Source organism: Kaistia sp. SLG-1 (assembly GCF_059699055.1).
This window is the reverse complement of record NZ_AP048544.1, coordinates 3,528,347-3,550,381: the sequence shown is the minus strand read 5'-3', so window position 1 is coordinate 3,550,381 and position 22,035 is coordinate 3,528,347. Positions and strand designations below refer to the sequence as shown.

The following is a 22,035-nucleotide window of genomic DNA, read 5'->3' as shown; positions in this document are numbered from 1 at the left end:
GGCCGGGTCCGGGCGATCGTTGTTCGTCCCTCTTTGCGCCGGACGCGTCGAGGCGCCCGGTCGGCCGAGCTTACCCCAGGCTTGGACGGTCGGTAAGCCGCCTTTTGATTCGGGGGGCAGGAGGAGGTGCGGGGGAGATGCCGGGCGGCCGCGCTGGCGCGGCGACCGGCCCGGCGAGGGCGTTGGCTAGATCGCCTGCAACTGGACGCGCTGCTCCAGCGCGGCTGAGGCTTCCTTGCGCTCGCTGTAGCGGTCCGTCAGGTAGGGCGCCGCGTCGCGGGTCAGCAGCGTGAACTTCATCAGCTCCTCCATGACGTCGACGATGCGGTCATAATAGGAGGAGGGCTTCATCCGCCCCGCCTCGTCGAACTGCTCGAACGCCTTGGCGACGGAGGACTGGTTGGGGATGGTGATCATCCGCATCCAGCGGCCGAGCACGCGAAGTTGGTTGACGGCGTTGAAGGATTGCGAGCCGCCGCTGACCTGCATGACGGCCAGCGTCTTGCCCTGGGTCGGCCGCACCGCGCCGATCGAAAGCGGCAGCCAATCGATCTGGGCCTTCAGGATCGCGGTCATGGCGCCATGGCGCTCGGGGCTGCACCAGACCTGCCCCTCCGACCAGGCCGAGAGCTCCCGGAGCTCCTGCACCTTCGGGTGGCTCGACGGCGCGCCGTCCGGCAGCGGCAGGCCGCTCGGATCGAAGATCCTCGTCTCGGCGCCGAGCGCCTCGAGGATCCGCGCCGCCTCGAGCGTCGCGAAGCGGCTGTAGGAGCGCTCGCGCACCGAGCCGTAGAGCAGCAGAATGCGCGGCGCATGCGCGCTGGCTTGCGGTTGCAGGGCGCTCGGGTCCGGGGCGTGGAATAGCGGCGCGACGAGGTTGGGCAGGCTCTGGGTATTCATGGCGGTGTGCTTGTCGGTATTCTTGGTGGAGGTATTCTTGGCGGGGGTATTCATGGATCTCACGGGGTCTCGTCCGTCTCGATGATTTCGCCGTCTTCCTTGACGAAGCGGCCGAAATGCGGGTTCGGCAGGATGTCGAGCACGAGTTCCGACGGACGGCAGAGTCTCGTGCCCTTCGGGGTCTCGACGATCGGGCGGTTGATCAGGATCGGGTGGGCGAGCATGAAGCCAAGGAGGTCGTCGTCGCTCCAGGCGGGATCGGCGAGGCCGAGCTCGGCATAGGGCGTGCCCTTCTCGCGCAGCAGTGCCCTGACCGGGATGTCCATGGCGCGGATCAGCTCCACGAGCCGCTCGCGGCTCGGCGGCGTCACCAGATATTCGATGACGACGGGCTCCTCGCCGCTCTGGCGGATCATCGCCAGCGTGTTGCGCGAGGTGCCGCAGGCGGGGTTGTGATAGATGGTGACGGTCATGGCGCCGGCTCTTCCTGGGTTCGGGCGGAGGGCACGGCGGTTCCGCGCTCGTACCAGCCCTTGCTGCGATTGACGATCCAGACCACCGACAGCATCACCGGCACCTCGATCAGCACGCCGACGACGGTGGCGAGCGCCGCGCCGGAGTGAAAGCCGAACAGGCTGATGGCGGCGGCGACCGCGAGCTCGAAGAAGTTGCTGGCGCCGATCAGGGCCGACGGGCCGGCGACGCAATGCGCCTCGCCCGCGACGCGGTTCAGCCAATAGGCGAGCCCCGCGTTGAAATAGACCTGGATCAGGATCGGCACCGCGAGCAGCAGGATCACCAGCGGCTGGGCGAGGATCTGCTCGCCCTGGAAACCGAAGAGCAGCACCAGCGTGGCAAGCAGCGCCACCAGCGAGATCGGGCTGAGAATACGCAGCAGGCGGGCGAGCGCCGGCTCGCCGCCGGAGGCGAGGAGGCGCCGGCGCAGCCATTGCGCCGCGATGACCGGCAGGACGATGTAGAGCCCGACCGAGAGCAGCAGCGTGTTCCACGGCACGGTGATCGCCGAGAGGCCGAGCAGCAGCCCGACGACCGGCGCGAAGGCCACCACCATGATGACGTCGTTCAACGCCACCTGGCTCAGCGTGAAATGCGGCTCGCCCCGGATCAGGTTCGACCAGACGAAGACCATGGCCGTGCAGGGCGCCGCGGCGAGGATGATCAGGCCGGCGATGTAGCTGTCGATCTGGTCCGCCGGCAGATAGGGGCGGAACAGCTGGCCGACGAACAGCCAGCCGAGCAGCGCCATCGAGAACGGTTTCACCGCCCAGTTGACGAAGAGCGTCACGCCGATGCCGCGCCAGTGCCGCCCGACCTGGCCGAGCGCGGCGAAGTCGATGCGGAGCAGCATCGGCACGATCATCAGCCAGATCAGCACGGCGACGGGCAGGTTGACGTTCGCCACCTCCATCGCGCCGAGCGTCGCGAACAGCCCGGGCGCCAGATGCCCGAGCCCGATGCCGGCAAGAATGCAGAGCCCGACCCATAGGGTCAGGTATCGTTCGAAGCGGGACATCGGTCAGCCCTCGACGGGAGCGGCGGGGACGCCGGCATCCGCCTCGGCGCAGCAGGCGGAGAGGGCGCCGATCGCCGGCGCGCAGACTTCCGGATGGCCCTGGCAGCAGTCCCGCATCAGGAACTCGACCAGTCCGGCGAGCGTCTGGAAGCGGGCGCTGTAGATGATCGAGCGGTGTTCGCGGCGGGACTGGATCAGCCCCGCGCGCTCGAGATGGGCGAGGTGGAAGGAGGCGCCGGAGGAGGAGACGCCGACCGTCTCGCCGACACTGCCTGCCGGCAATCCGGCCGGGCCGGCCTGGACGAGGATCCGTACCATCTGCAGGCGCGTCGCTTGCGACAGCGCGGCGAAGGCGTCGAGGGCCTGGGTTTCGTTCATCTTCATCTCAATGATTCAAGAGGTATTGAAATGAATAGGGCGCTGGGTCCGGAAAGGCAAGAGGCACCGCGCCGGGGAGAGAAGAGCGGTGCGATGATCCGGTCTGGAGATGCGGTTGGGAGGCTGGAAGTGATATTCGCGAGCAGGGGGGGATCCGGTTCGTCCGAAGCGCCGACGCTCCAGGAGGCCCTAGCACAACACCACCTTCAACATGCTGAGGAGGCCCGCAGGGCCGTCTCGAAGCACGCAAAGCGGTCGTGCTGGGCCGTGTCTTTCAGGCCGATCGGCCGACCTCCGCCATCATCCTGAGTGTCTGGCCCGCAATGGCTGAATGGCGCGATCTACACGCAACAGCCAGATCCCGGACTGCATTCCAGAACTCGACCATCATCCTGAGGTGCCCGGCGAAGCCGGGCCTCGAAGGAGGGTCCAGGGAACGCCCCGAGGCGGATTGCGCCAGACTTTGTCTACGAAACGCAATGCGTCGAAGGAGAATTCGTATGACCCGGCGACCCGTCGATCGCCTCCGCCTGCATCGTGCATTTGGGTCGACATGCAAAAGCCGAGACGGCGCCGCGGATGCCGCTGCAATCTCTCCAAGCCTTCCAGTTCTGCGCAGGTGAGGGCACGTGTGGATCGGCGGTACCCAAACACTATGGGGTCGGATACCTCAAGACTGTCAAAACTGAGGGCTGCGCGACCGCCACGGGCGCCTTTGATGGGCTGGGTAGAAGCGGGGCAGCGGCATGCGGAAACGGCGGCCTGCTCTCAGGCCGCCGTTCCCTTGCGCCGGGCGCAGGCGAACTCTGCCGGCGATCTCGGTCGCCTTGGCTCATTCCTGCTCTTGCCGTCGGCCCGGCCTTGCCGGATGAGGGCGCCTCAGCCGCCCCGGCCGCCGCCACCTTCGCCGCCGCTGCTGCCACTGCTGCCGCCGCCTTCACTGCCCGTGTGGCTGCCGCTGTCACCGCCGCTGCTGCCGCCGCTATTGCTGCCCTCGGTACCACCGCCGGAGCTGCCGCCGCCTTCGCTGCCGCCGGAGCCGCTGCCCCCATCGCCGCTGCCGGGATGACTGCCCGTGTCACCACCACCGCCGGGGTGACTGCCGGTGTCGCCGCCGCCGCCCGAGTGATGGCCGGTGTCGCCACCACCGCCGGTGCTGCCGCCACCGCCGTTGTTGCCACCACCGCCGGTGTTGCCGCCACCGCCGTTGTTGCCGCCGCCATTATTGCCGCCGCCATTGGTGCCGGGGCCCTGATTGGTGCCGCCGGAGATGGTTCGCGCCAGGCCGAACGGCAGGCTGGATCCGCCGCCGCTGCCGCTCGATGAATATGACGCGCAGGCCGATGTCTTCAGCATCTCGAAAAGGATCGGCTGAGAGCATCCGAGGCGGGGTTGTGCGCTCGCCGCCGAAATCATACCAGGATCGGCTACGTAATTGGCGCTAACAAAACCCGCGGCTGCCGCAAAAACTATGTATTTGAGGGTCATTTTCGTGCGCCTTACCTGAAGAATCCCCAAGATGATCAGGAAGGTGTCGTTATGGTTGCATCGGGTCAATGGACGGATATGTCAGGGTTTTGCGAAGGTTTGCGCGGTTGCTACGGTGGCCGACGTTTAGGTCGGTGAGCTGATATCCGTAAATTGTAATGAATTTTGAAATGATTACAGCGATCGGTTGCCACGGCGCGGGAAGGATTTTGCGTTTTCGACCGTCGGTCCAGCGCCGTCGGCGAAGGCCGATTTTGCGCGCCCGACACCGCTTTTCACGGGATGTTGATGAGCCGGCGCACCCGCCGTCCCGCCGCCCGAGATCCGGATCGGCGACACCGGCGGCGAAGGATGCCCGCGCGCCGACGGGGATCGGCGTCCCGCCTCGGGGCGCCGCGGTTCCGGCATCCTGCGCGGGGCGGCGCCCGGCAAGGGCAATTCCCGCGTGTCAAACGGCAGTGCGCCGAGGCCTGTGAATTGCCGAAAGAGGCGCTTGACCCCCATGCCGAAACAGCCTATCTCCACACCCACGGCGCGGCCAGTTGAAGAAACTCTCCCGCCGGACAGTGAAGTCCGGCCTTTTGTGTGAGTTATCTCAACGGCTTAGTTGGGGAATAGTTTAACGGTAGAACGACGGACTCTGACTCCGTTAGTCTTGGTTCGAATCCAGGTTCCCCAGCCACTCATCTCCGAACAAAACACAATTGGTTTGACAGCGTCGGACGGCCTCTCCTGAGGCTGATGTCGCGTCTGTTGCTGGTCGCTGCGCAGGCTCATCGCGCAGGAAGCCGTTGCGGGTCCTGAATGGGCTGGCGGGGAAGGATCCCCCAAATCTCGCGACGAAGAGCATCCGGCAGGCGTCTGGCCTCGGTTCGCGATCCTGTTTCTGACGACCGAATCGTTCCAAGAGCCCGGCGCCGCCGCGTTCATTCCTGCTGGCGAGACACGCCGCCGCTGGCCGCCGTCGGCGTGAAACGCACCCATCCCGCTCGCCGGCTCACTCGCTCAGGGCGAACTCGCGTCTGGCGTTTTCGATTTCAGGCAGGTGGTTGCTTACCCAGGTGCAGATGCCGGTAACCAGCGCCAGCAGGCTGCGGCCGAGCGGCGTCAGCCGGTACTCCACCTTGGGGGGAATGACAGGGTAGACCTTGCGGCTCAGCAGGCCATCGCGCTCCAGCTGCCGCAGGGTCTTGGTCAGCATCTTCTGGCTGATGCCCTCGATCCCATCCAGCAGTTCCGTGAACCGCATCTGCTCCCGCTCGCCCAGCGTGGCGATGATGAGCAGGGTCCATTTGTCCCCGATCCGGTCGATCATTTCCCGCGCCAAAGCGCGGTCCTTGCTGTCGATCGAAGACGCCGTTTCGTTGGTTTTGCTCTTGGTTTCCATGAGGAAACAGTAGCACTTTGAGGTGCCTTCTTTCCAGAAGAAACCAGCTCTCCTATGTTTGCCAATAGAGCCGCAGGAAAAATCCGATCCTCTGGCGAATTGTGCAATCAAAGGAAGTTGTTATGCGTGCTTTAGTGGCAACTGGAAATGCCGATAGCTTAGTGGAATTGGCTGAGGTTGCAGTTCATTCTCCAAGGCTCGACGAAATGCTTGTCGAGGTCGAGGCGTTTTCTCTCAATCGGCCCGACTTCTTGTGGCTGGCCGCGCCCAATTCTCAGTGGCGCGTCGGCATCGATTTCGTCGGCAAGGTCGTTGAAGCGGCTCGCGATGGGGCCGGCCCGGCCGTCGGAGACCGCGTGATGGTTCATGCCCCGCAGGGCGGCGGCGGCGCGGAGTTTGCGATCGCCAAGCCCGAGCTCTCGGTCGTCGTCCCGCCCGGTGTCGGTTCCGCTGTCGCGGCGGCGCTGCCTCTCGCCGGATTGGTGGCGCTGCGCCTCGTTCGCGAGGCCAGGATCAATGCGGGGCAACGCGTGCTGATCACCGGCGCGACCGGGGGCGTCGGTCACTTCGCCGTCGAACTCGCTCTGAACGCGGGCGCCTCCGTCACGGCGCTCGCCCGCTCGGGCGAAAAGACCGAGTTGCTCGAGCAGCGTGGCGCCAAGGTCATCCATACGCTCGACGGCGAGCTGGAGCCGTTCGACATCATCCTGGAATCGATCGGCGGACCGGTGCTGACGCAGGCGCTCTCGAAACTGGTTCGCAAGGGGCTGGTGCTGTGGTTCGGCGCCGCCAGCGGTCAACCGGCGCAGATCGACTTCTTCAGCTTCTTCCCGGATCGGTCGAGCTTCACCCTCAAGCACTTTGTCTACAACGAGGTCGAAGGCGACCTCTCCGCCGACCTTCATGAACTCCTCGAACTCGTGGCGACAGGGGTGCTGACCCCGCATGTCTCCCGGATCGAGGACTGGAGCCAGACCGCCGAGATCCTCAAGGCGATTCAGCAGGGGGCGCTGGCAGGCAAAGCCGTCCTGACGCTCAAGACCCCGGCCTAGGGCTGGCTTCCAGGCGCGAGCGGAAAGGCGCGACCGGCAAGGTCGCGCCAACCGACCGGCTGGCCCGGCAGTCGCAACGGCGATCAAGTGGAGCCGCGCCGAATCGACCATAGGATTGGCGGGGTTAGGGAGGGCGCATGGATCCGGTCGGGAAAGCTCTTTGGTACATGGAGTGCCACTTCGAGAAGACGATCACGCTGGGCGAGATCGCCGAAGCGAGCGGCGTTTCCCGCTTCAACCTGTCGCGCGCCTTCGGAACCGCAACCGGACACACCGTCATGGGATATCTGCGTCGGCGTCGCCTCTCCGAGGCGGCGCGGGCGCTATCCGATGGGGCGCCCGATATCCTGACGGTGGCGCTCGACGCGGCCTATGGCTCGCACGAAGCGTTCTCCCGGGCGTTTCGCGATCAGTTCGGCCTCACGCCCGAGCAGGTGCGCGCCCAACGCCATCTCGGCAACCTCGAACTTCTGGAGCCCATCCGAATGGACCAATCCCTGTTCGTTGAACTCGAGCCTCCGCGTGTCGAGGACCGTGGCGATTTGCGGATCGCGGGACTTTCCGATCGCTTCAGCTTCGAGACGAACCAGGGCATACCCGCGCTCTGGCAGCGCTTCATACCCTATATCGGCAGTATTCCCGGCCAGGTGGGCTGGACCAGCTACGGCGTCTGCAGCAACGGCGATGGCGCGGGCAACTTCGACTATACCTGCGGTGTCGAGGTGCCCGAGTCCTCCGATATCCCGGCCGAATTGACCTCTATCCGCATCCCGGCCCGGCGCTATCTGGTGTTCGTCCACCGGGGCCATATCTCCACGATCGGGCGCACGGTCTACACGATCTGGAACAAGGCCCTGCCGGAATCCGGGCACGAGGCCGCATGCGCGCCGGATTTCGAGCTCTACGACGAGCGTTTCGACCCCGTCAGCGGCTCGGGAGAGGTCGAGATTTGGATCCCGGTCAAAGGCGAGGCATGAGGCCATTGGCTGCCGGAGCCGCCCGCTGTGCCGTACCGCCCCGCGCTTGCGCGCCGACTGGGCGACGGGAACACAAAGCGACGGCCTTCGTTCGGGCCACTAGATCTTCGTTGGAAGCTTTGGGATCTTGATGATCGGCGCTTTTCTCAGGCGCCTTTGCTTCTCGATCCGCCGTGCCAGGCGCTTGAAGGGACGGAGCAGCTCAAGCGCCACCCTGACAGGCTGGCTTCGTCGGCGCTTGGTGCCGGAGACTGCCGCCGGCCTCAACGGCAGCCGGTCGCTCTCGATGATACTCCGAAGGGCGCCTGCATCTTCCAGCAACTCCGACGCCTGGATGCAGATACCGGGGCGAACTTCATATGCAACGGAGGGGCGTCCGGCCAAGGCGTTGTCGAACAGGAACTGGTCGACCGGGGAGGCGAAGCCGGGAGTGTTCGCGATCCTCCCCGCGAGTTCCCTGGAAATCACGTACGCGCCGGTGGCGTTCCATGGGGCATCGACCTTGAAGAGGCGGTGGCGAACGCCGGCATTCTCCGCGCTGCCCTGGTAGCGGGGGAGGTGAGGGGCTTCCAGTTTGACGAGATGCACGCCCCGAGGGATCCACTCGGAGCTCGACAGCAATTGCCCGACTTCCATGTCCAGGTGCAGGTCATCTTCGAAGATGGCACCAAAGGCGTCTTCGCCTTCCGCGATCATCTTCCAGCATTGTCGGTGGCTGAGCAGGCAGCCCACTTCCGACGCGGCCCATTCAATGCCGTCCGTTCTCGTTCGGGTGTGCTGAAGCAATTCTTTGCGTGAAAGGGCTCGCCCGTTGATGGCGTCCACCCGTTCAAAGCGTACCCCGATGCGCGCGAATTGGCCGCTCATCCAGTCGAGACGCTCTCGCGACTCCGCGAGATTGATCATCAGTGCTTTCAATGGAAAGTCTCTGCAGAGGATATCGGGCCGTGTGCTCAGCTCGCTTGATCAGCCTGCAGCTGCTTTCCTTCATTGACCAACGCCTCCAGGGGCGAGCCGGCCGGCGGCGTCTTGCAGAGATGCCGCAGATGTTCGTTCCAGAGATGAACGACCTTCGTCCGAGGGGTCAGGAAGTCTTCCATTTTCAGTCCCGGGTCGAGCAGCAGATTGGCGCGGCTCGGCGCCAGGCCATAGAGGATGTCCGCCGCGAGAACATGCACGTCGACGGAGTGTTTCCGCGCATAGTAGGTGAGGGCCACGGGTCCGACCGTCCCCCAAGGCATGTCGGCAATCTGCACCGGCGCACCGAGAAGCGCGCGCATCCTGAGCCGGCGCTTTCGGCGCTTGTCGAACCAAGGCGGAATGAATGCCTTTGCCTTGCCGATCGATCGAAGCTCGCGCAGCAACTCGGAATCGGCCGGCATGCGGAGCAGCGCGCTGCAGATATGCGCGCCATCCTCCCAGCCCATAATGTATTCGGCGTCCTCGATCGGCCTGATGCAGTAGCAGTCGCAGTCCGCGTAAACGCCAAGATCCGCTGCGAGCAATTCATATCGAAACAGATCGGACGCGATCGCGTAACTTCCCGTCGCGGTATGCCGTACAAGGCTCGACCGGGGCAGGATATCGTTGCCGTCCGACAGTTCGATGCCCTTCGGAACGCCGGCCACGTCTTCGTAGACGTGCAGGCGAACGCGGTGCCCGGCGCGCTGGAAAGAGTGAAGGCAGGCCGCATGCATTGGGCCCAGGCTGGGGCCGATCCAGAGCGCGTTGATAACCGGCAGATGCAACTTTCAATTCCCCAACACGCGGACTTCAACCGCGCCTCAGACGGGCGTTCTACTCATCCTGGGCGCGAGCCACAACGTCCGTGAAAACTTGCCCAGCGTTGAGGCTGTGAATAAGGGCAGGGCGATGGATCGCCCTGGGCCAAGGAGGATAGGGCCTGCGTTGTTCCTTGCAGCAGGCCCGTTATTGAGGTCGCGGTTCGTCGCGATCGTCCGGCGCTGGCAGAATCTGGATGCCTCGCGGCGATATTGTGAACCCCTTCGATGCGGCTTCGCGCCAGTCGCATTGGACAATGTGGTCCAGCGTCGGCCAGGGAGCGGGGCCGCTCTCCGGCGGTCGCCAGCGGTTCGAGTGCCAGAACATGACGTGCAGGTACACGGAGTCTTCCCCGCCCCGTTCATGGCAGAGCTTGCCTCGCTGCCAGCTCCAGTTGGAGGGGCCCAATTGCCCATCGGGCCAAAACTCGCTTCCGCCCGGTGTGGCATAGCGGTTCACGAACAAGGATCTGGGACCCAGCAGTCGTCGAAGGAAACGGAACTTCCTGGGCATTCGCAGGACCCTGGCGAAGTGGTCCTCGTCGATGCCGACGTAATCGCGGTTGCGAAGGTGGTCTTGCCAGGACTCTATCCGGGTAAAGTATTCCCGCATTCGGCGGGTGTTCCAAAACACGGAAAGATGTCCGGCCACTCGATCGTCGAGAGCCGAAATCGCGTCGAACTTGGCCAGGAGCTGGTCGTTGTAGACGGCTCGAATGTCGCCGAAAATGACGTCCATGTCGCAGAAGCCGAAGGATCTGTACCCCTTCAGCTCATCTTGATGGATGAACCCTAGGCAGGGCTTCAGGTCGCAGAGCTTGTAGGGGCTCATCTGGCTCAGATCGAGTCCCAGCGCGGCCCCGGCCTTCTTCTTGAACGCATCGAATGACGACGTCTTGAATTTTACGTTTTCGGCCGTGTTTTCTGGTGCTGGCTGATCCGTTGGAATCAGCCAATCGATTTCGGGATTCAGTTTGCAGGATTCAATGAAGAAGTTGATCCAGGCCGGCCATGGCCCGAACCAAGGTGAAATCAGTATTAGAGGCCTCAACGCTTGCACTCTTCCTTGCCCAGGGGAAATCGCTGACGGCTCGCCCCATTTGATTGACAGCGCCTATCTGCTGGCTCGGCGGCTGGCCGTCGAGTGCAATACAGCGCTCCATTCTTCTCTACCCAGGAATATTCGATTCTGTTCGTTCGCGCCCGCCAGGGCCATCGATCGACGTCTCGCGCCGCGTCGCCGATCCTCACCCCGCCGCCGACCTCCACTCACTCGGCGACTGGCCGACGAATTTCTTGAAGGCGCGGCTGAAGGCGGCTTCGGAATCGTAGCCGACTTCGCGGGCGACGGCGGCGACCTTGCTGCCGCGCTCGGCGAGGCGGCGGGCAGCGATCTGCATGCGCCATTGCGTCAGATACTGGATCGGCGGATAGCCGACGAGCTGGGTGAAGCGTTCGGCCAGCGCCGAGCGCGAGGCGCCGGCCTCGGCGGCGAGATCCTCCAGCGTCCAGCCGCGCGCCGGTTCCGCGTGCAGACGCGCCAGCGCCCGCCCGACCAGCGGATCGCGCAAGCCCGCCAGCCAGCCGGTATTGTCGGTGGCGAGCTGGTCCATGTGCTGGCGGATGACCTCGACGAACATCAGCTCCGACAGGCGGTTCAAAATGCTCTGGCTGCCGGCGCGCTTGTTGCCGGCCTCGGCGGTGGCGAGGCGGATGAACTGGTCGAGCAGGCCTTCCGGCGTGTTGGTGGCGCGGCCGAGCCGCATGAAGCGTGGCAGCGAGGCGAGCAGCGGGTTGAACGGCCGCGCGTCGCAGCTGAAGAAGCCGCAGACCAAACGCGTGTCGGCCGGCCCGTCGCTGCCGGAATTCAGGCGGAAGGGCAGGAGATTGTCGTCCCGCGGCCGGTTGAAGACGCTCCATTCCGGCTCCGCGCGCATGCCGGGCCCGCTCGACAGCGCATGCGGGTCGCCATGCGGCATCACGGCGATGTCGCCCTCGCAGAGCTCGACCGGCTCGAAATCGCCGCGATCGACGATCGAGATCCAGCACGAACCGCGCGTCACCACGTGATATTCGATCGTGTGCTGCGATCCCGGCGCGACGTCCCGCGCGATCTTCTGCATCGGCGGCGCTTCGGCCACCCAGGGCGAGCGGGCGCTGACGTCGAAGAAGACCGCGCCGGTCAGGTGCACGGCCGACAATACGTCCGACAAGACATCCGTACCCATGGTTGCCGTTCCTTCGGCCGCACCCGTTTTCGCCGGTGGGCCTTGTCCGTCGCGGGCATGGGAACGTCGGGGCGGCGAGGGCGCATGCGAGCGCGGCGGCGCTCCGGACGTTTCCCTTGAAAGATAGCAGGTCTGGACGCTCGGGCAATAAATCCGGCGGCTCGATCATTCTGCCAGGCGTCGAATTCCGTTACGTCATGGCCCGCATCGAAGGCGCCGTGCCGCAATCATCCCCGACCGGCAACGCGTGAACCCTTCGCCAGGTGGAGCCCGGCGCCCGATGCCCGCGACACGCGCCAGACGCGGTCGCGCTCACGCGACCCCGAGGGAAAAGCCCCAAGGGAACTGCCACGCTTCGGAAATGCATGCCGCGGCCGCCGATGGGGGCCGCGCGAGCTCTCGACCCCTGCGTCGTTCGCGGCGCGCAACTGTCCAGGAGACCAGCATGACCATGACCACTCTCGGAAGCGATCCGACCCAGATGAGCACCATGACCGCCGCCATGGCGGCCGCCCCCGATCTCGCCGTCCTGAAGGCGCGCCAGCAGGCGACCTGGTCGGCCGGCGACTATGCCGTCGTCGGCACCACGCTGCAGATCGTCGGCGAAAGGCTGGCGGAGGCGATGGACCTGCGCTCGGGCCAGAGCGTGCTCGACGTCGCCGCCGGCAACGGCAATGCGACGCTCGCCGCGGCGCGGCGCTGGTGCGAGGTCACTTCCACCGATTATGTCGACGCGCTGCTGGTGCTCGGCCGCAAGCGGGCGGACGCGGAGGGCCTCGCCGTGACCTTCCGCCATGCCGACGCCGAGGACCTGCCGTTCCAGGACGGCGCGTTCGACGCGGTGATGTCGACCTTCGGCGTGATGTTTACCGCCGATCACGACCGCGCCGCTGCCGAGATGCTCCGCGTCTGCCGCCCGGGCGGCAAGATCGGCATGGCCAACTGGACGCCGGATGGCTTCATCGGCCAGATGTTCAAGGTGATCGGCACGCATGTGGCGCCGCCGCCGGGCGCGAAGTCCCCGGCGCTCTGGGGCATGCGGGCGCGGATCGACGAGATGTTCGGCGAAGGCGCGCGCGCCATCGCCATGGAGACGCGGATGTTCACCTTCCGCTACCGCTCGGCGGCGCATTTCCTCGATATCTTCCGCCGCTACTACGGCCCGACGCTGAAGGCGTTCGGCGCGCTCGACGACATGGGCCAGAAGGCGCTGGCCGATGACATCGCCGCGCTGATCGGGCGCTTCAACAAGGCGGAGGACGGCACGCTGGTGGTGCCCTCCGAATATCTGGAGATGGTGATCACGCGAGGCTGAGCGGGATCCCTGCCGGTTGAAGGGCGTCGTCGCGACGGCACAGTCGCGGCGGCGCCTTTTCCTTTGCCGGCTCGCCCCCGGCCCGGCCGGACTTGTTGGCGGCCGCCGTCGATGCAATCATGGCGCGACTGACGATACGAAACGACCCGGACGGGGCCATCATGACATCCAATTCCGCTGCGCGCCGGCTGGCGCGCGCCACGGCCTGCTCGCTGATGCTCCTCGCCGCCACGGCCGGCGCTCGGGCCGGCACGCTCGAGGACGTCAAGGCGCGGGGCAAGCTCGTCTGCGGCGTCAGCGAGGGGCTCGGCGGGTTCTCCGAGAAGGACGAGACCGGCGCCTGGCGCGGCTTCGACGTCGATTTCTGCAAGGCCGTGGCGCTGGCGATCACAGGCGACGCGACGAAGGTCGACTATGTGCCGCTCTCGGCGACCGATCGCTTCAAGGCGCTCGCCGACGGCAAGATCGACCTCCTGTCGCGCAACAGCACCTGGACGTTTTCGCGCGACGCCGGCCAGAATCTCGAATTCGTCGGCGTCAGCTATTTCGACGGGCAGGGTTTCATGGTGCCGTCGATCTATGGCGCCACCAGCCCGCTGCAGCTGAACGGGGCGACGATCTGCGTCCTGGACGAAACGACGACGCAGGACAACGCGGCCGCCTATTTCGCGCGGGCAGGGCTCAAGGTCTCGTTCCTTCCCTTCGCCGAGCGGCAGGACGCGCGAAAGGCCTATGCCGACGGCCAGTGCGACGCTTACACCGCCGATCGCTCGGCGCTGGCGGCCGAGCGCGCCGACCTGCCGAAGCCGGAAGACCACACCATCCTCAAGGACGTTATCTCGAAGGAGCCGCTCGGTCCCGTGGTGCGCGACGACGATCCGAAATGGGTCAATCTCGTGCGCTGGGTGCTGTTCGGCCTGATCGACGGCGAGGAGACCGGGCTCACCTCTGCCTCGGTCGCCGGCGACAAGGCGCAGGAAGCGGCCCGGCTCGGCGCGCTCACCGGACCGACGCTCGGCCTTTCCGACGACTGGCTCGCCAAGGTGATCGGCGGCGTCGGCAATTCCGGCGAGATCTTCGAGCGCAATCTCGGCGAGGAGACGCCGATGCAGCTTTCGCGCGGTATCAACGCCCTCTGGACACAAGGCGGAATTCTCTATGCGCCGCCCATGCAGTAGCCCGTTCCTGCGCCAGCTCGGTCTCCGGCTCTGCGCCGGTCTCTTCCTCGCGCTTGCCGCCGCGTTGCCTTCTGGCCCCGGCGCGGAGGCCGCCACCGTCAAGGAGGCGCAGCGCAACCTCGCCGTCATCCGCATCAACGCAATCGACCTCCTGGCCCGCGAAAAGCGGCTGCCGCTGCCGATCCAGCAGCGCCGCGACATCCTGCGCGCCTATTACGAGGAACAGGCCGGCGAGCTGCTCTGGCTCCGCGATGATCGCGCCGAGGCGCTGGTGGCGATCCTGAACGACGCCGCCGCCGACGGCCTGCGGCCGGACGACTATCCGACGCGGCAGCTCATGTCGCTGATGCAGAACACCGACGCCGAGGACGTGCGCGGCCTGGCGCTGGCCGAGCTGTTCTTCTCCGCCGCCTTCCTCGAATATTCGGCCGACCTGTCGGTCGGGCGCTTCCTGCCGAGCAAGGTCGATCCCAACTTCTTCCTGAAGGCGCGAACCTTCGACCAGGCGGCGGCGCTGCAGGCCGTCGCCAAGGCCGACGACCTCGTCGATTTCTTCGACGCCTGGCAGCCGGCCAGCAGCTACTATGCCGCGCTTCGGGGCGCGCTCGCGCAATATCGCGAGCTGGAGGCGGAAGGGGGCTGGGATCTCGTTCCCCTCGGGGCCACGCTGAAGCCCGGCATGACCGATCCGCGCGTCGTGGCGATCCGTGAGCGTCTGTCGGCGACCGATGGCGCCGATCCGTCGCCGGCGGCCGGCGCGGCGGAGACCTACGACACCGAGCTGGTGGCGGCGGTCGAGCGCTTCCAGGCCCGCCACGGGCTCGATGTCGACGGCGTCGTCGGGCCGGCGGCGCTGGTCGCGATGAACGTGCCGATCGAGGATCGCATTCAGGAAATCGAGCTGGCGATGGAGCGCTGGCGCTGGATGCCGCGCGATCTCGGCGAGCAATATCTGATGGTCAATATCGCCGGCTTCGAGCTGCGCCGGGTCAAGGCCGGCGAAACCGAGCAGCGCATGTCGGTCGTCGTCGGCAAGCCCTACAGCCGAACGCCGGTGTTCAGCGACCAGGTCCGCTATATCGAGCTGAACCCCTATTGGACCGTGCCGTCCGGCATCGCCGTCAAGGAGGAGCTGGGCAAGCTGCGCAGCAATCCGGGCGGCCTGTCGGCGCAGGGCTTCGAGGCCGTGCGCGGCAAGGACGTCTTCGACCTCCGCTCGATCAACTGGTCGAATTACGGGCCCGGCAACTTCCCGTTCCAGCTGCGCCAGCAGCCGGGGCCGAAGAACGCGCTCGGCCGCGTCAAGTTCATGTTCCCGAACGAGCACAACGTCTATCTGCACGATACGCCGTCGCGCAGCCTGTTCGCGCGCAGCGAGCGGGCCTTCAGCCATGGCTGCATCCGCGTCAGCAAGCCGCTGGAGCTGGCCCAGCAGGTGCTTATCGCCGGCGGTGTCTCCGGCTGGAACATGGACCGGATCAACAGCGTGGTGGCGACGGAGAAGAACACCGTCGTCAAGCTGAACCAGCCGCTGCCGATCCATCTCACCTATCTGACCGCCTGGGTCGACGAGGACGGCGTCAATTTCCGCAAGGACATCTACAACCAGGACGCCAAGCTGCTGGCAGCACTCGACGGCAAGGCGCTCGCCTGGTGATGGCAGCCCGCCTGCGCCGGTGATCCCGCCGCCGACCGGTGAGGGCCACCGGCAAGTCCCCCGAAACCGCTGGCGTTGACGAAGCGGCGAGGGCCCCTGCGCGCATAACTGTGCATGGCCTAATTCGGAACCCGTACGAACCGTAGTTCCGCGATGGACAGGGTTCGGGGCCCTTCCTAAGCTGATCGCTGGAGATCACGACCGTCGTTGCCCGTGGGAGGAAAACCGGGCGACGGCGGCCGCTTCGATGCGAATGACCCGGGGCAACCGGGTGTGACGGGAGGAGACCGCACGTGAACGGATTGAAGAAGCTTTCGGCCGCGCTTGGCGTCAGCCTGGCGCTGGCCGGCTTTGGCATGGGCATGGGAATGGGCGCGGCCAGCGCCCAGGACTCCAAGGTCTTCAAGATCTGGTGGTACGAGGCGCCGGAAAGCGCGATGGCGATCGCCTGGAACCAGGCCATCGAGGAGTTCAAGGCCAAGCATCCGGACCTGACCATCGCCTTCGAGCAGAAGAGCTGGGACCAGATCGAGAAGGCCGGCAGTCTGATGCTGAATTCCAACGAGGCGCCGGACCTCATGGAATACAACAAGGGCAATGCGATCGCCGGCCTCGCCGCGTCGCAGGGGCTCCTGACCGACCTGACCGACGTCGCCAAGGAGCGCGGCTGGGACAAGATCCTGACCGAGGGCCAGCAGGCGCTCGGCCGCTATGACGATCGCGGCATCTTCGGCGGCGGGCCGCTGATCGGCGTGCCCGATTACGGCGAGTTCGTCACGGTTTACTACAACAAGGACCTGTTCAAGGCGAACAACCTCGAGGTCCCGACGACGTTCGAGGAATTCGAGACGGTGCTCGACGCCTTCGTCGCCAAGGGCATCACGCCGATCGCGGAAGCCGCCAATGATTATCCGGCGCAGCACCTGCTCTACGAGCTGGCGCTGATCAAGGCCGATCCGGAATGGGTCGCCAACTACCAGGGCCTGAAGGCGCCGCTCGACACCGCGCCCTATCTCTACGGCGCGCAGAAGCTGCAGGAATGGGTGCAGAAGGGCTACGTCTCGAAGGACGCGACCGGCCTCAAGGCGCAGGACATGGCCAATCTATTCATGGCCGGCAAGGCGCCGATGATCATCTCGGGAACCTGGTTCGCGGGCGAGTTCAAGTCGAAGATCGACGGCTTCGAGTGGGGCCACTTCCTGTTCCCCGGCAAGAACATCTCGGCCGGCTCCACCGGCAATATCTGGGTCGTGCCGAAGAACGGCAAGAACAAGGAACTCGCCTATGAGTTCATCGACCTGACGCTGACCAAGGCGAACCAGGCGCTGCTCGGCAATTCCGGCGGCGTGCCGGTGGCGGCCGATCCCTCCGACGTCACCGATCCCGTCGGCAACATGCTGACCTCCGGCTTCAAGACGCTGTCGGACCGCGACGGTCTCGGCTTCTATCCGGATTGGCCGGCGCCGGGTTACTACAACCTCCTGATGCAGAAGACGCAGGCCCTCATCGGCGGCTCGCTGACGCCGGAAGCCTTCATCGAGGCGATCGCCGGCCCGTACAACGAGGCCTATGAAGAGGCGAACTGACGCCGCTTTCCTGCCTTGCCACCCGGCCTCGCGCCGGGTGGCGCATTGGATCCCTGCAATAGGAAATGATCGCGGATGGCCTCGACGTCTCACGCGGCGAAGGACCGGCATGTCGGCGAGAGCGGTTACGCGCTCTTCCTGATCCCGGGCCTGATCGGCTTCGCGCTGGTGGTGCTGCTGCCCTTTCTGATGAATCTCGGCATCAGCTTCACGCGCTGGAAGGGCATCGGCATGCCGACCTTCATCGGCATCGACAACTACGCCCGGCTGATCCGCGACGGGACGTTCTGGGCCGCCTTCCAGCACAGCATCGCCGCCGTCATCGCCATGGCGGCGATCCCGACCGCGCTCGGCCTGTTCCTGGCCGCCGTGCTCTACGACTATGTCGCGCCGCGCTTCGGCGGAAAGATCTCGAGCTGGCTGCGCGCTGGCTTCTACCTGCCGCAGATCCTGCCGATCGCCGTCGCCGGCGTGCTCTGGGGCTGGATCCTGAGTCCGATCGGCGTGTTGAACGAGGTTCTTAAAGCGGTCGGCCTCGGCGCGCTCGCCCATAACTGGCTCGGCGATCCGAGTACCGCGCTCCTCTCCGTCATGGCCGTGATGGTGTGGCTGCAGGTCGGCTACGCGCTGGTGGTCTTCATGTCGGGTCTCGCCCGCGTCGATCCCTCGCTCTACGAGGCGGCCGAGCTCGACGGCGCGCCTTGGCTCTCGCGCTTCCGCCACATCACCATTCCGATGCTGAAGCCGGAGATCTTCGTCGTCGGCCTGACCACGACGATCGCGGCGCTCAAGGTGTTCGCGCCGGTCTATGTGCTGACCTCGGGCGGGCCTGACAACGCCACCAACGTGCCGTCCTATTTCGCCTACTACCACTTCTTCACCACCAACCGCGTCGGCTACGGCGCCGCGATTTCGTCGGTGCAGATGCTGATCACGCTGGTGCTCGGCCTCGTCTTCCTGCGCGTCCAGGCGCGCCAGACGGAAGGGGAGCGCTGAGATGGCCGAAAGCTCGATCGCGGCGACCCGCTCCGGCGCCAAGAATTCAGAGACCGATCTCGGCCCCCGCCACGCCGGCGGCGCCACGCGCTGGTGGATCCTGGCGCTGCTCGTCACCGCCGTGGCGCTGACGCTGTTCCCGTTCCTGCTGGCGGCGATGAACGCCGTCAAATCGCCGACCGACTATGGCGCCAACGGGCCGCTCGGCCTGCCGCGCAGCTTCGATCTCTCGGCGCTGTTCACCTTCTGGGCCGGCGTTGATTTCGGCCGCAAGCTGTTCAACAGCGCGCTGATCAGCGGCGTCGTCGCCATCGTCGCCGTGGCGCTCAGCCTGCTCAACGCCTACGCCATCGGCATCGGCAAGATCCGCGGCCGCAACTGGATCCTGGTCCTGTTCCTGATGGGCGTGATGGTGCCACAGGAATCGCTCGTCTATCCGATCTACTATTTGTTCAAGTCGGTCGGCCTCTACGACACCAAGACGTCGGTGATCATCGTCTTCGCCGTGCTGCAGAGCGCTTTCGGCACCTATCTTTTGTCGGCGGTGATGACGGCGTTTCCGCGCGAGATCATCGAGGCGGCGCAGATGGACGGCGCCAACAAGTTCCAGGTGCTCTGGCATGTCGTCATGCCGGTGCTGCGCCCGACGCTGATGGTGCTCGGCACCTTCTTCTTCATCTGGACCTGGAACGAGTTCCTGCTGCCGCTCGTCCTTCTGATCTCGAACGACAACCAGACGGTATCGGTCGCGATGGGAACGCTGCGCGGGCAATACACCAGCGACCCGACGACCAGCGCCGCCGCGGCATTGCTCGGCATCGTGCCGACGGTGCTGTTCTTCCTCGTCTTCCAGCGCAGCCTGATGCGCGGCATCACGGTCGGCGCCATCAAGTAGAGCGTTTTCGAGCGAAGTGGATGCCGGTTCGCGTGAAGAAAACGCGATTGGAAAAAGGGCTAGATCATTTCTTCGTTTCCGCGAAACGAGGAAATGATCTAGCGCCGGCCGCCCTTCAGAACGAGCCGAACAGGCCGCCGAGCAGGATGACCGCGACCAGCGCGATCATCGCGCCGACGATGCCGACCATGACGATGTCGCGATAGCCCTCGCGATGGCTGACGCCGCAGACGGCGAGCAGCGTCACCACGGCGCCGTTGTGCGGCAGGCTGTCGAGAGTGCCGGACGACATCACGGCGACGCGGTGGAGCAGGGCCGGGTCCATGCCGATGGCGGCGGCGCGCTCCAGATAGGTCGGGCCGAGCGCGTCGAGCGCGATGGTGAGGCCGCCCGAGGCCGAGCCGGTCAGGGCGGCGAGGATGTTGGTCGCGGCGGCGAGCGAGACGAGCGGTCCGCCGCCGATGCCGAGCACCCAGTCGCTGACGACCTGGAACGCCGGCATCGCCGCCACCACCGCGCCGAAGCCGACGAGGCTCGCGACGCTGAGCACCGGCAGCACGGAGGCGTTGGCGCCGGCGTCGATGGTGGCGCGCACCGCCGGCAGGCGGCGGAAATTGATCGCCAGCGCGACGACGATGGCGCTGGCGAGCGCGGTGATGACAGCCCAGACGCCGCCGACGCCGGCGAGCGAGGTCTCGCCGAAGCGCGGCTCGGCCAGGAAGGCGAGGTCGAGGCGGGGCAGGATCACCAGCGACATCGTCATGTTGACGAGAATGACGACGACGAGCGGCAGCGCCGCGAGGAAGAGCGACGGCGCCGCGGCGCTCCGTTCGCCGCGCGAGAGTTCGGCGGTGTCGAACTCGTGCGCCGTCGCCGCCCGCTCGCGCAGGCCGTCCTCCTTGCTGGCGGTTTCGACCGTCGTCGTGCCGCCAAAGCCCTCGCCGGTCTTGCGCGCCGCCGTCTCGACGCGGCCGAGCCAGGCCATGCCGAAGACCAGCATGATGATCGAGGCGATGATGCCGAGGCCGGGGGCGGCGAAGGGCGTGGTGCCGAAGAACGGCATCGGGATGGCGTTCTGGATCGAGGGCGTGCCGGGGAAGGCCGACATGGTGAAGGTCGAGGTGCCGAGCGCGATCGCCGCCGGCATCAGCCGGCGCGGCACGTTGGCGGCGCGGAATACCTGTGCTGCCATCGGCGCCAGCACGAAGAAGGCGACGAACAGGCTGACGCCGCCGAAGGTGACGATGGCGCCGGCGAGCACAACCGCGAGCACCGCGCGACCCTCGCCGAGCCTCTTGATCATCGCATCGGCGATGACCGTCACCGAGCCGCTGTCCTCCATCAGCTTGCCGAACAGCGCGCCGAGCAGGAAGAGCGGGAAGAACTGCGCCAGGAACTGCGCGGCGCTTCCCATGAAGGTCTGCGTCCAGTGGGCGAGCAGCGGTTCGCCCGAGAACAGCGCCGCAACGAGCGCGGCGAGCGGCGCGAGCAGCAGCACGGTCCAGCCGCGAAAGGCGAGGCCGACGAGGAGGGCGAGGCCGAGGACGATGCCAAGCAGTCCCATGCTCAGCACTCCTGCAGCAGGACGTCGAGATCGGCGCTGGAGCGCTCGCCGATATCATCGCCATGGTCGTCGAGGAACTCTCCCGCCGCGCGCCGGCCTTCGTCGCGCAGCATGGTGAGGAAGGCCCATTCGGCGTTGAGCTTGGAGGAATGGCCGAGATCGGTCATCAGATCGGTCATGATCCGGTGGGTGCGCATGCCGGCCCAGCGCGCGCCTTCGGGCGTCGCCGGCGTCGCCAACTCGCGCATCAGCGCGATCATGCGCAGTTCCTTCATCAGCGCAGCGTTGAAGGATATCTCGTTGAGCCGGTTCAGGATTTCCGACGCCGTACGCGGCGTGCCCGGCCGTTCGCGCGGGTTGATCTGGACGAGGATGGTGTCGAGCGCGTCGCTCTCGCGGATCAGCGGCGTGATCGTCGGGTTGCCGACATAGCCGCCGTCCCAATAGGGATCGCCGTCGATCTCGACCGCCTGGAACATGGTCGGCAGGCAGGCGGAGGCGAGCAGGACGTCCGGCGTGATCTCCTTGTTGCGGAAGATGCGGCCGCGCCCGGTGCGGACATTCGTCGCCGTGACGAAGATCTTGATCGGCGCCTTGGCGAGGCGGTCGAAATCGACGCTCTCGGCCAGGATGTCGGTGAGTGGATTGTAGCCCATGGGGTTCAGGTCATAGGGCGAGAACATCCGCGCCATCAGATCCATGGTGAGGAAGGCGGGCGAACCGTCGAGCGACCAGTTGCCCATCATCTTGTCGAGCGGGCTGCGCTGCAGCGGGCTCATCGTGCCGGCCTTGGCGACGCGCTCCCAGAAATCGTGCAGCGCGGCGCGGGCGCCATCGGCGCCGCCAAGCGTCCAGCCGGAGGTCATGACGACGGCGTTCATGGCGCCGGCCGAGGTGCCCGAGACCGCCTCGATCTTCAGCCAGGGCTCCTCGAGCAGCCGGTCGAGGACGCCCCAGGTGAAGGCGCCGTGCGCGCCGCCACCCTGCAGGGCGAGGTCGATCTGGCGCGGCTCCGAGGCCTGCCTGTCCGAAATGGCTGATGGCATGTCCGTTCCCCCGGTGCGCGGGCGGATCGCCCATCCCTTGCCAATATCAGAGACACGCAAACTGCCAAGAGCA

The 22,035-nt window shown here is 66.0% G+C and carries 20 protein-coding genes and 1 tRNA gene; 9 read left to right on the top strand and 12 right to left on the bottom strand.

All coding sequences use genetic code 11. From position 1 onward, the window contains the following. Positions 1 to 186: 186 nt before the first annotated feature. The 5 genes from arsH to AC6HZP_RS16245 form a co-directional block, all read right to left on the bottom strand. Positions 187 to 900 carry an arsenical resistance protein ArsH gene (gene arsH / locus AC6HZP_RS16265; RefSeq protein ID WP_497526813.1) on the bottom strand — a complete coding sequence of 238 codons (714 nt, stop codon included), beginning with the start codon at positions 898 to 900 and terminating at the stop codon, positions 187 to 189. Between the two features lie 59 nt (positions 901 to 959). Then, a complete protein-coding gene (gene arsC / locus AC6HZP_RS16260; RefSeq protein WP_497523689.1) occupies positions 960 to 1,373 on the bottom strand; it encodes an arsenate reductase (glutaredoxin) in 414 nt (137 codons plus the stop codon). Continuing rightward, the gene (arsB, locus tag AC6HZP_RS16255) at positions 1,370 to 2,434 is read right to left on the bottom strand and encodes an ACR3 family arsenite efflux transporter (protein WP_497523688.1); all 1,065 of its coding nucleotides are present in this window, start codon (positions 2,432 to 2,434) and stop codon (positions 1,370 to 1,372) included. The genes arsC and arsB overlap by 4 nt, the downstream gene beginning before the upstream one ends. Before the next feature lie 3 nt (positions 2,435 to 2,437). Further along, positions 2,438 to 2,812, bottom strand: coding sequence for an ArsR/SmtB family transcription factor (locus AC6HZP_RS16250; RefSeq protein ID WP_497523687.1), 375 nt, complete (start codon positions 2,810 to 2,812; stop codon positions 2,438 to 2,440). Positions 2,813 to 3,691: 879 nt separating this feature from the next. After that, positions 3,692 to 4,300 carry a PE family protein gene (locus AC6HZP_RS16245; RefSeq protein WP_497523686.1) on the bottom strand — a complete coding sequence of 203 codons (609 nt, stop codon included), beginning with the start codon at positions 4,298 to 4,300 and terminating at the stop codon, positions 3,692 to 3,694. A gap of 608 nt (positions 4,301 to 4,908) precedes the next feature. On the opposite strand from AC6HZP_RS16245, the gene AC6HZP_RS16240 reads away from it, so the two are divergent. Then, a tRNA-Gln gene (locus tag AC6HZP_RS16240) sits at positions 4,909 to 4,982 on the top strand. A gap of 315 nt (positions 4,983 to 5,297) precedes the next feature. On the opposite strand, the gene AC6HZP_RS16235 is transcribed toward AC6HZP_RS16240, so the two are convergent. Beyond that, positions 5,298 to 5,687 carry a winged helix-turn-helix transcriptional regulator gene (locus AC6HZP_RS16235; protein ID WP_497523685.1) on the bottom strand — a complete coding sequence of 130 codons (390 nt, stop codon included), beginning with the start codon at positions 5,685 to 5,687 and terminating at the stop codon, positions 5,298 to 5,300. 206 nt (positions 5,688 to 5,893) lie between these two features. Between AC6HZP_RS16235 and AC6HZP_RS16230 the strand changes: the two genes are divergently transcribed. Together AC6HZP_RS16230 and AC6HZP_RS16225 are read left to right on the top strand one after the other, a co-directional pair. Next, entirely contained in the window at positions 5,894 to 6,739 is an 846-nt protein-coding gene (locus tag AC6HZP_RS16230) for a zinc-binding dehydrogenase (protein ID WP_497523684.1), read from the top strand. A gap of 137 nt (positions 6,740 to 6,876) precedes the next feature. Further along, the gene (locus AC6HZP_RS16225; protein ID WP_497523683.1) at positions 6,877 to 7,716 is read left to right on the top strand and encodes an AraC family transcriptional regulator; all 840 of its coding nucleotides are present in this window, start codon (positions 6,877 to 6,879) and stop codon (positions 7,714 to 7,716) included. Between the two features lie 99 nt (positions 7,717 to 7,815). Here the strand turns inward: AC6HZP_RS16225 and AC6HZP_RS16220 are convergent, their stop codons facing one another. From AC6HZP_RS16220 to AC6HZP_RS16205, 4 genes are all read right to left on the bottom strand, one after another. Next, positions 7,816 to 8,622, bottom strand: a complete 807-nt coding sequence (locus AC6HZP_RS16220; RefSeq protein WP_497523682.1) for a glycosyltransferase family 25 protein — start codon at positions 8,620 to 8,622, stop codon at positions 7,816 to 7,818. Positions 8,623 to 8,669: 47 nt separating this feature from the next. Continuing rightward, the gene (locus tag AC6HZP_RS16215; RefSeq protein WP_497523681.1) at positions 8,670 to 9,464 is read right to left on the bottom strand and encodes a glycosyltransferase family 32 protein; all 795 of its coding nucleotides are present in this window, start codon (positions 9,462 to 9,464) and stop codon (positions 8,670 to 8,672) included. 181 nt (positions 9,465 to 9,645) lie between these two features. After that, positions 9,646 to 10,557 (bottom strand): DUF6625 family protein, encoded by a 912-nt coding sequence (locus AC6HZP_RS16210; protein ID WP_497523680.1) that lies wholly within the window; start codon positions 10,555 to 10,557, stop codon positions 9,646 to 9,648. 187 nt (positions 10,558 to 10,744) lie between these two features. Further along, entirely contained in the window at positions 10,745 to 11,725 is a 981-nt protein-coding gene (locus AC6HZP_RS16205; RefSeq protein WP_497523679.1) for an AraC family transcriptional regulator, read from the bottom strand. A gap of 481 nt (positions 11,726 to 12,206) precedes the next feature. Here AC6HZP_RS16205 and AC6HZP_RS16200 point away from each other — a divergent pair, with 481 nt between their 5' ends. The 6 genes from AC6HZP_RS16200 to AC6HZP_RS16175 all read left to right on the top strand — a co-directional run bounded on the left by AC6HZP_RS16200 (position 12,207) and on the right by AC6HZP_RS16175 (position 19,352). Further along, a complete protein-coding gene (locus AC6HZP_RS16200) occupies positions 12,207 to 13,040 on the top strand; it encodes a class I SAM-dependent methyltransferase (RefSeq protein ID WP_201404499.1) in 834 nt (277 codons plus the stop codon). A 161-nt stretch (positions 13,041 to 13,201) separates the two neighbouring features. Next, a complete protein-coding gene (locus AC6HZP_RS16195) occupies positions 13,202 to 14,218 on the top strand; it encodes an amino acid ABC transporter substrate-binding protein (RefSeq protein ID WP_497523678.1) in 1,017 nt (338 codons plus the stop codon). Continuing rightward, on the top strand, positions 14,199 to 15,875 hold the full coding sequence (locus AC6HZP_RS16190) for a L,D-transpeptidase family protein (protein WP_497523677.1): 1,677 nt from the start codon (positions 14,199 to 14,201) through the stop codon (positions 15,873 to 15,875). Before AC6HZP_RS16195 ends, AC6HZP_RS16190 begins: the two co-directional genes overlap by 20 nt. Positions 15,876 to 16,168: 293 nt before the next feature. After that, on the top strand, positions 16,169 to 17,461 hold the full coding sequence (locus tag AC6HZP_RS16185) for an ABC transporter substrate-binding protein (RefSeq protein WP_244669507.1): 1,293 nt from the start codon (positions 16,169 to 16,171) through the stop codon (positions 17,459 to 17,461). A gap of 75 nt (positions 17,462 to 17,536) precedes the next feature. Further along, the gene (locus tag AC6HZP_RS16180) at positions 17,537 to 18,457 is read left to right on the top strand and encodes a carbohydrate ABC transporter permease (RefSeq protein ID WP_497523676.1); all 921 of its coding nucleotides are present in this window, start codon (positions 17,537 to 17,539) and stop codon (positions 18,455 to 18,457) included. A 1-nt stretch (position 18,458) separates the two neighbouring features. After that, positions 18,459 to 19,352 carry a carbohydrate ABC transporter permease gene (locus AC6HZP_RS16175; protein WP_497523675.1) on the top strand — a complete coding sequence of 298 codons (894 nt, stop codon included), beginning with the start codon at positions 18,459 to 18,461 and terminating at the stop codon, positions 19,350 to 19,352. Between the two features lie 115 nt (positions 19,353 to 19,467). On the opposite strand, the gene AC6HZP_RS16170 is transcribed toward AC6HZP_RS16175, so the two are convergent. Then, the gene (locus AC6HZP_RS16170; RefSeq protein WP_497523674.1) at positions 19,468 to 20,916 is read right to left on the bottom strand and encodes a GntP family permease; all 1,449 of its coding nucleotides are present in this window, start codon (positions 20,914 to 20,916) and stop codon (positions 19,468 to 19,470) included. Between the two features lie 2 nt (positions 20,917 to 20,918). Continuing rightward, the gene (locus AC6HZP_RS16165; RefSeq protein ID WP_497523673.1) at positions 20,919 to 21,962 is read right to left on the bottom strand and encodes a patatin-like phospholipase family protein; all 1,044 of its coding nucleotides are present in this window, start codon (positions 21,960 to 21,962) and stop codon (positions 20,919 to 20,921) included. Positions 21,963 to 22,035: the final 73 nt, after the last annotated feature.

Excerpts from the sequence above, each read along its gene's own strand:
- arsH (WP_497526813.1), bottom strand. The coding sequence starts at position 900 with ATGAATACCCAGAGCCTGCCCAACCTCGTCGCGCCGCTATTCCACGCC.
- arsC (WP_497523689.1), bottom strand. The coding sequence starts at position 1,373 with ATGACCGTCACCATCTATCACAACCCCGCCTGCGGCACCTCGCGCAAC.
- arsB (WP_497523688.1), bottom strand. The coding sequence starts at position 2,434 with ATGTCCCGCTTCGAACGATACCTGACCCTATGGGTCGGGCTCTGCATT.
- AC6HZP_RS16250 (WP_497523687.1), bottom strand. The coding sequence starts at position 2,812 with ATGAACGAAACCCAGGCCCTCGACGCCTTCGCCGCGCTGTCGCAAGCG.
- AC6HZP_RS16245 (WP_497523686.1), bottom strand. The coding sequence starts at position 4,300 with ATGACCCTCAAATACATAGTTTTTGCGGCAGCCGCGGGTTTTGTTAGC.
- AC6HZP_RS16235 (WP_497523685.1), bottom strand. The coding sequence starts at position 5,687 with ATGGAAACCAAGAGCAAAACCAACGAAACGGCGTCTTCGATCGACAGC.
- AC6HZP_RS16230 (WP_497523684.1), top strand. The coding sequence starts at position 5,894 with ATGCTTGTCGAGGTCGAGGCGTTTTCTCTCAATCGGCCCGACTTCTTG.
- AC6HZP_RS16225 (WP_497523683.1), top strand. The coding sequence starts at position 6,877 with ATGGATCCGGTCGGGAAAGCTCTTTGGTACATGGAGTGCCACTTCGAG.
- AC6HZP_RS16220 (WP_497523682.1), bottom strand. The coding sequence starts at position 8,622 with ATGATCAATCTCGCGGAGTCGCGAGAGCGTCTCGACTGGATGAGCGGC.
- AC6HZP_RS16205 (WP_497523679.1), bottom strand. The coding sequence starts at position 11,725 with ATGGGTACGGATGTCTTGTCGGACGTATTGTCGGCCGTGCACCTGACC.
- AC6HZP_RS16200 (WP_201404499.1), top strand. The coding sequence starts at position 12,207 with ATGAGCACCATGACCGCCGCCATGGCGGCCGCCCCCGATCTCGCCGTC.
- AC6HZP_RS16195 (WP_497523678.1), top strand. The coding sequence starts at position 13,202 with ATGACATCCAATTCCGCTGCGCGCCGGCTGGCGCGCGCCACGGCCTGC.
- AC6HZP_RS16190 (WP_497523677.1), top strand. The coding sequence starts at position 14,199 with ATGCGCCGCCCATGCAGTAGCCCGTTCCTGCGCCAGCTCGGTCTCCGG.
- AC6HZP_RS16180 (WP_497523676.1), top strand. The coding sequence starts at position 17,537 with ATGGCCTCGACGTCTCACGCGGCGAAGGACCGGCATGTCGGCGAGAGC.
- AC6HZP_RS16175 (WP_497523675.1), top strand. The coding sequence starts at position 18,459 with ATGGCCGAAAGCTCGATCGCGGCGACCCGCTCCGGCGCCAAGAATTCA.
- AC6HZP_RS16170 (WP_497523674.1), bottom strand. The coding sequence starts at position 20,916 with ATGGGACTGCTTGGCATCGTCCTCGGCCTCGCCCTCCTCGTCGGCCTC.
- AC6HZP_RS16165 (WP_497523673.1), bottom strand. The coding sequence starts at position 21,962 with ATGCCATCAGCCATTTCGGACAGGCAGGCCTCGGAGCCGCGCCAGATC.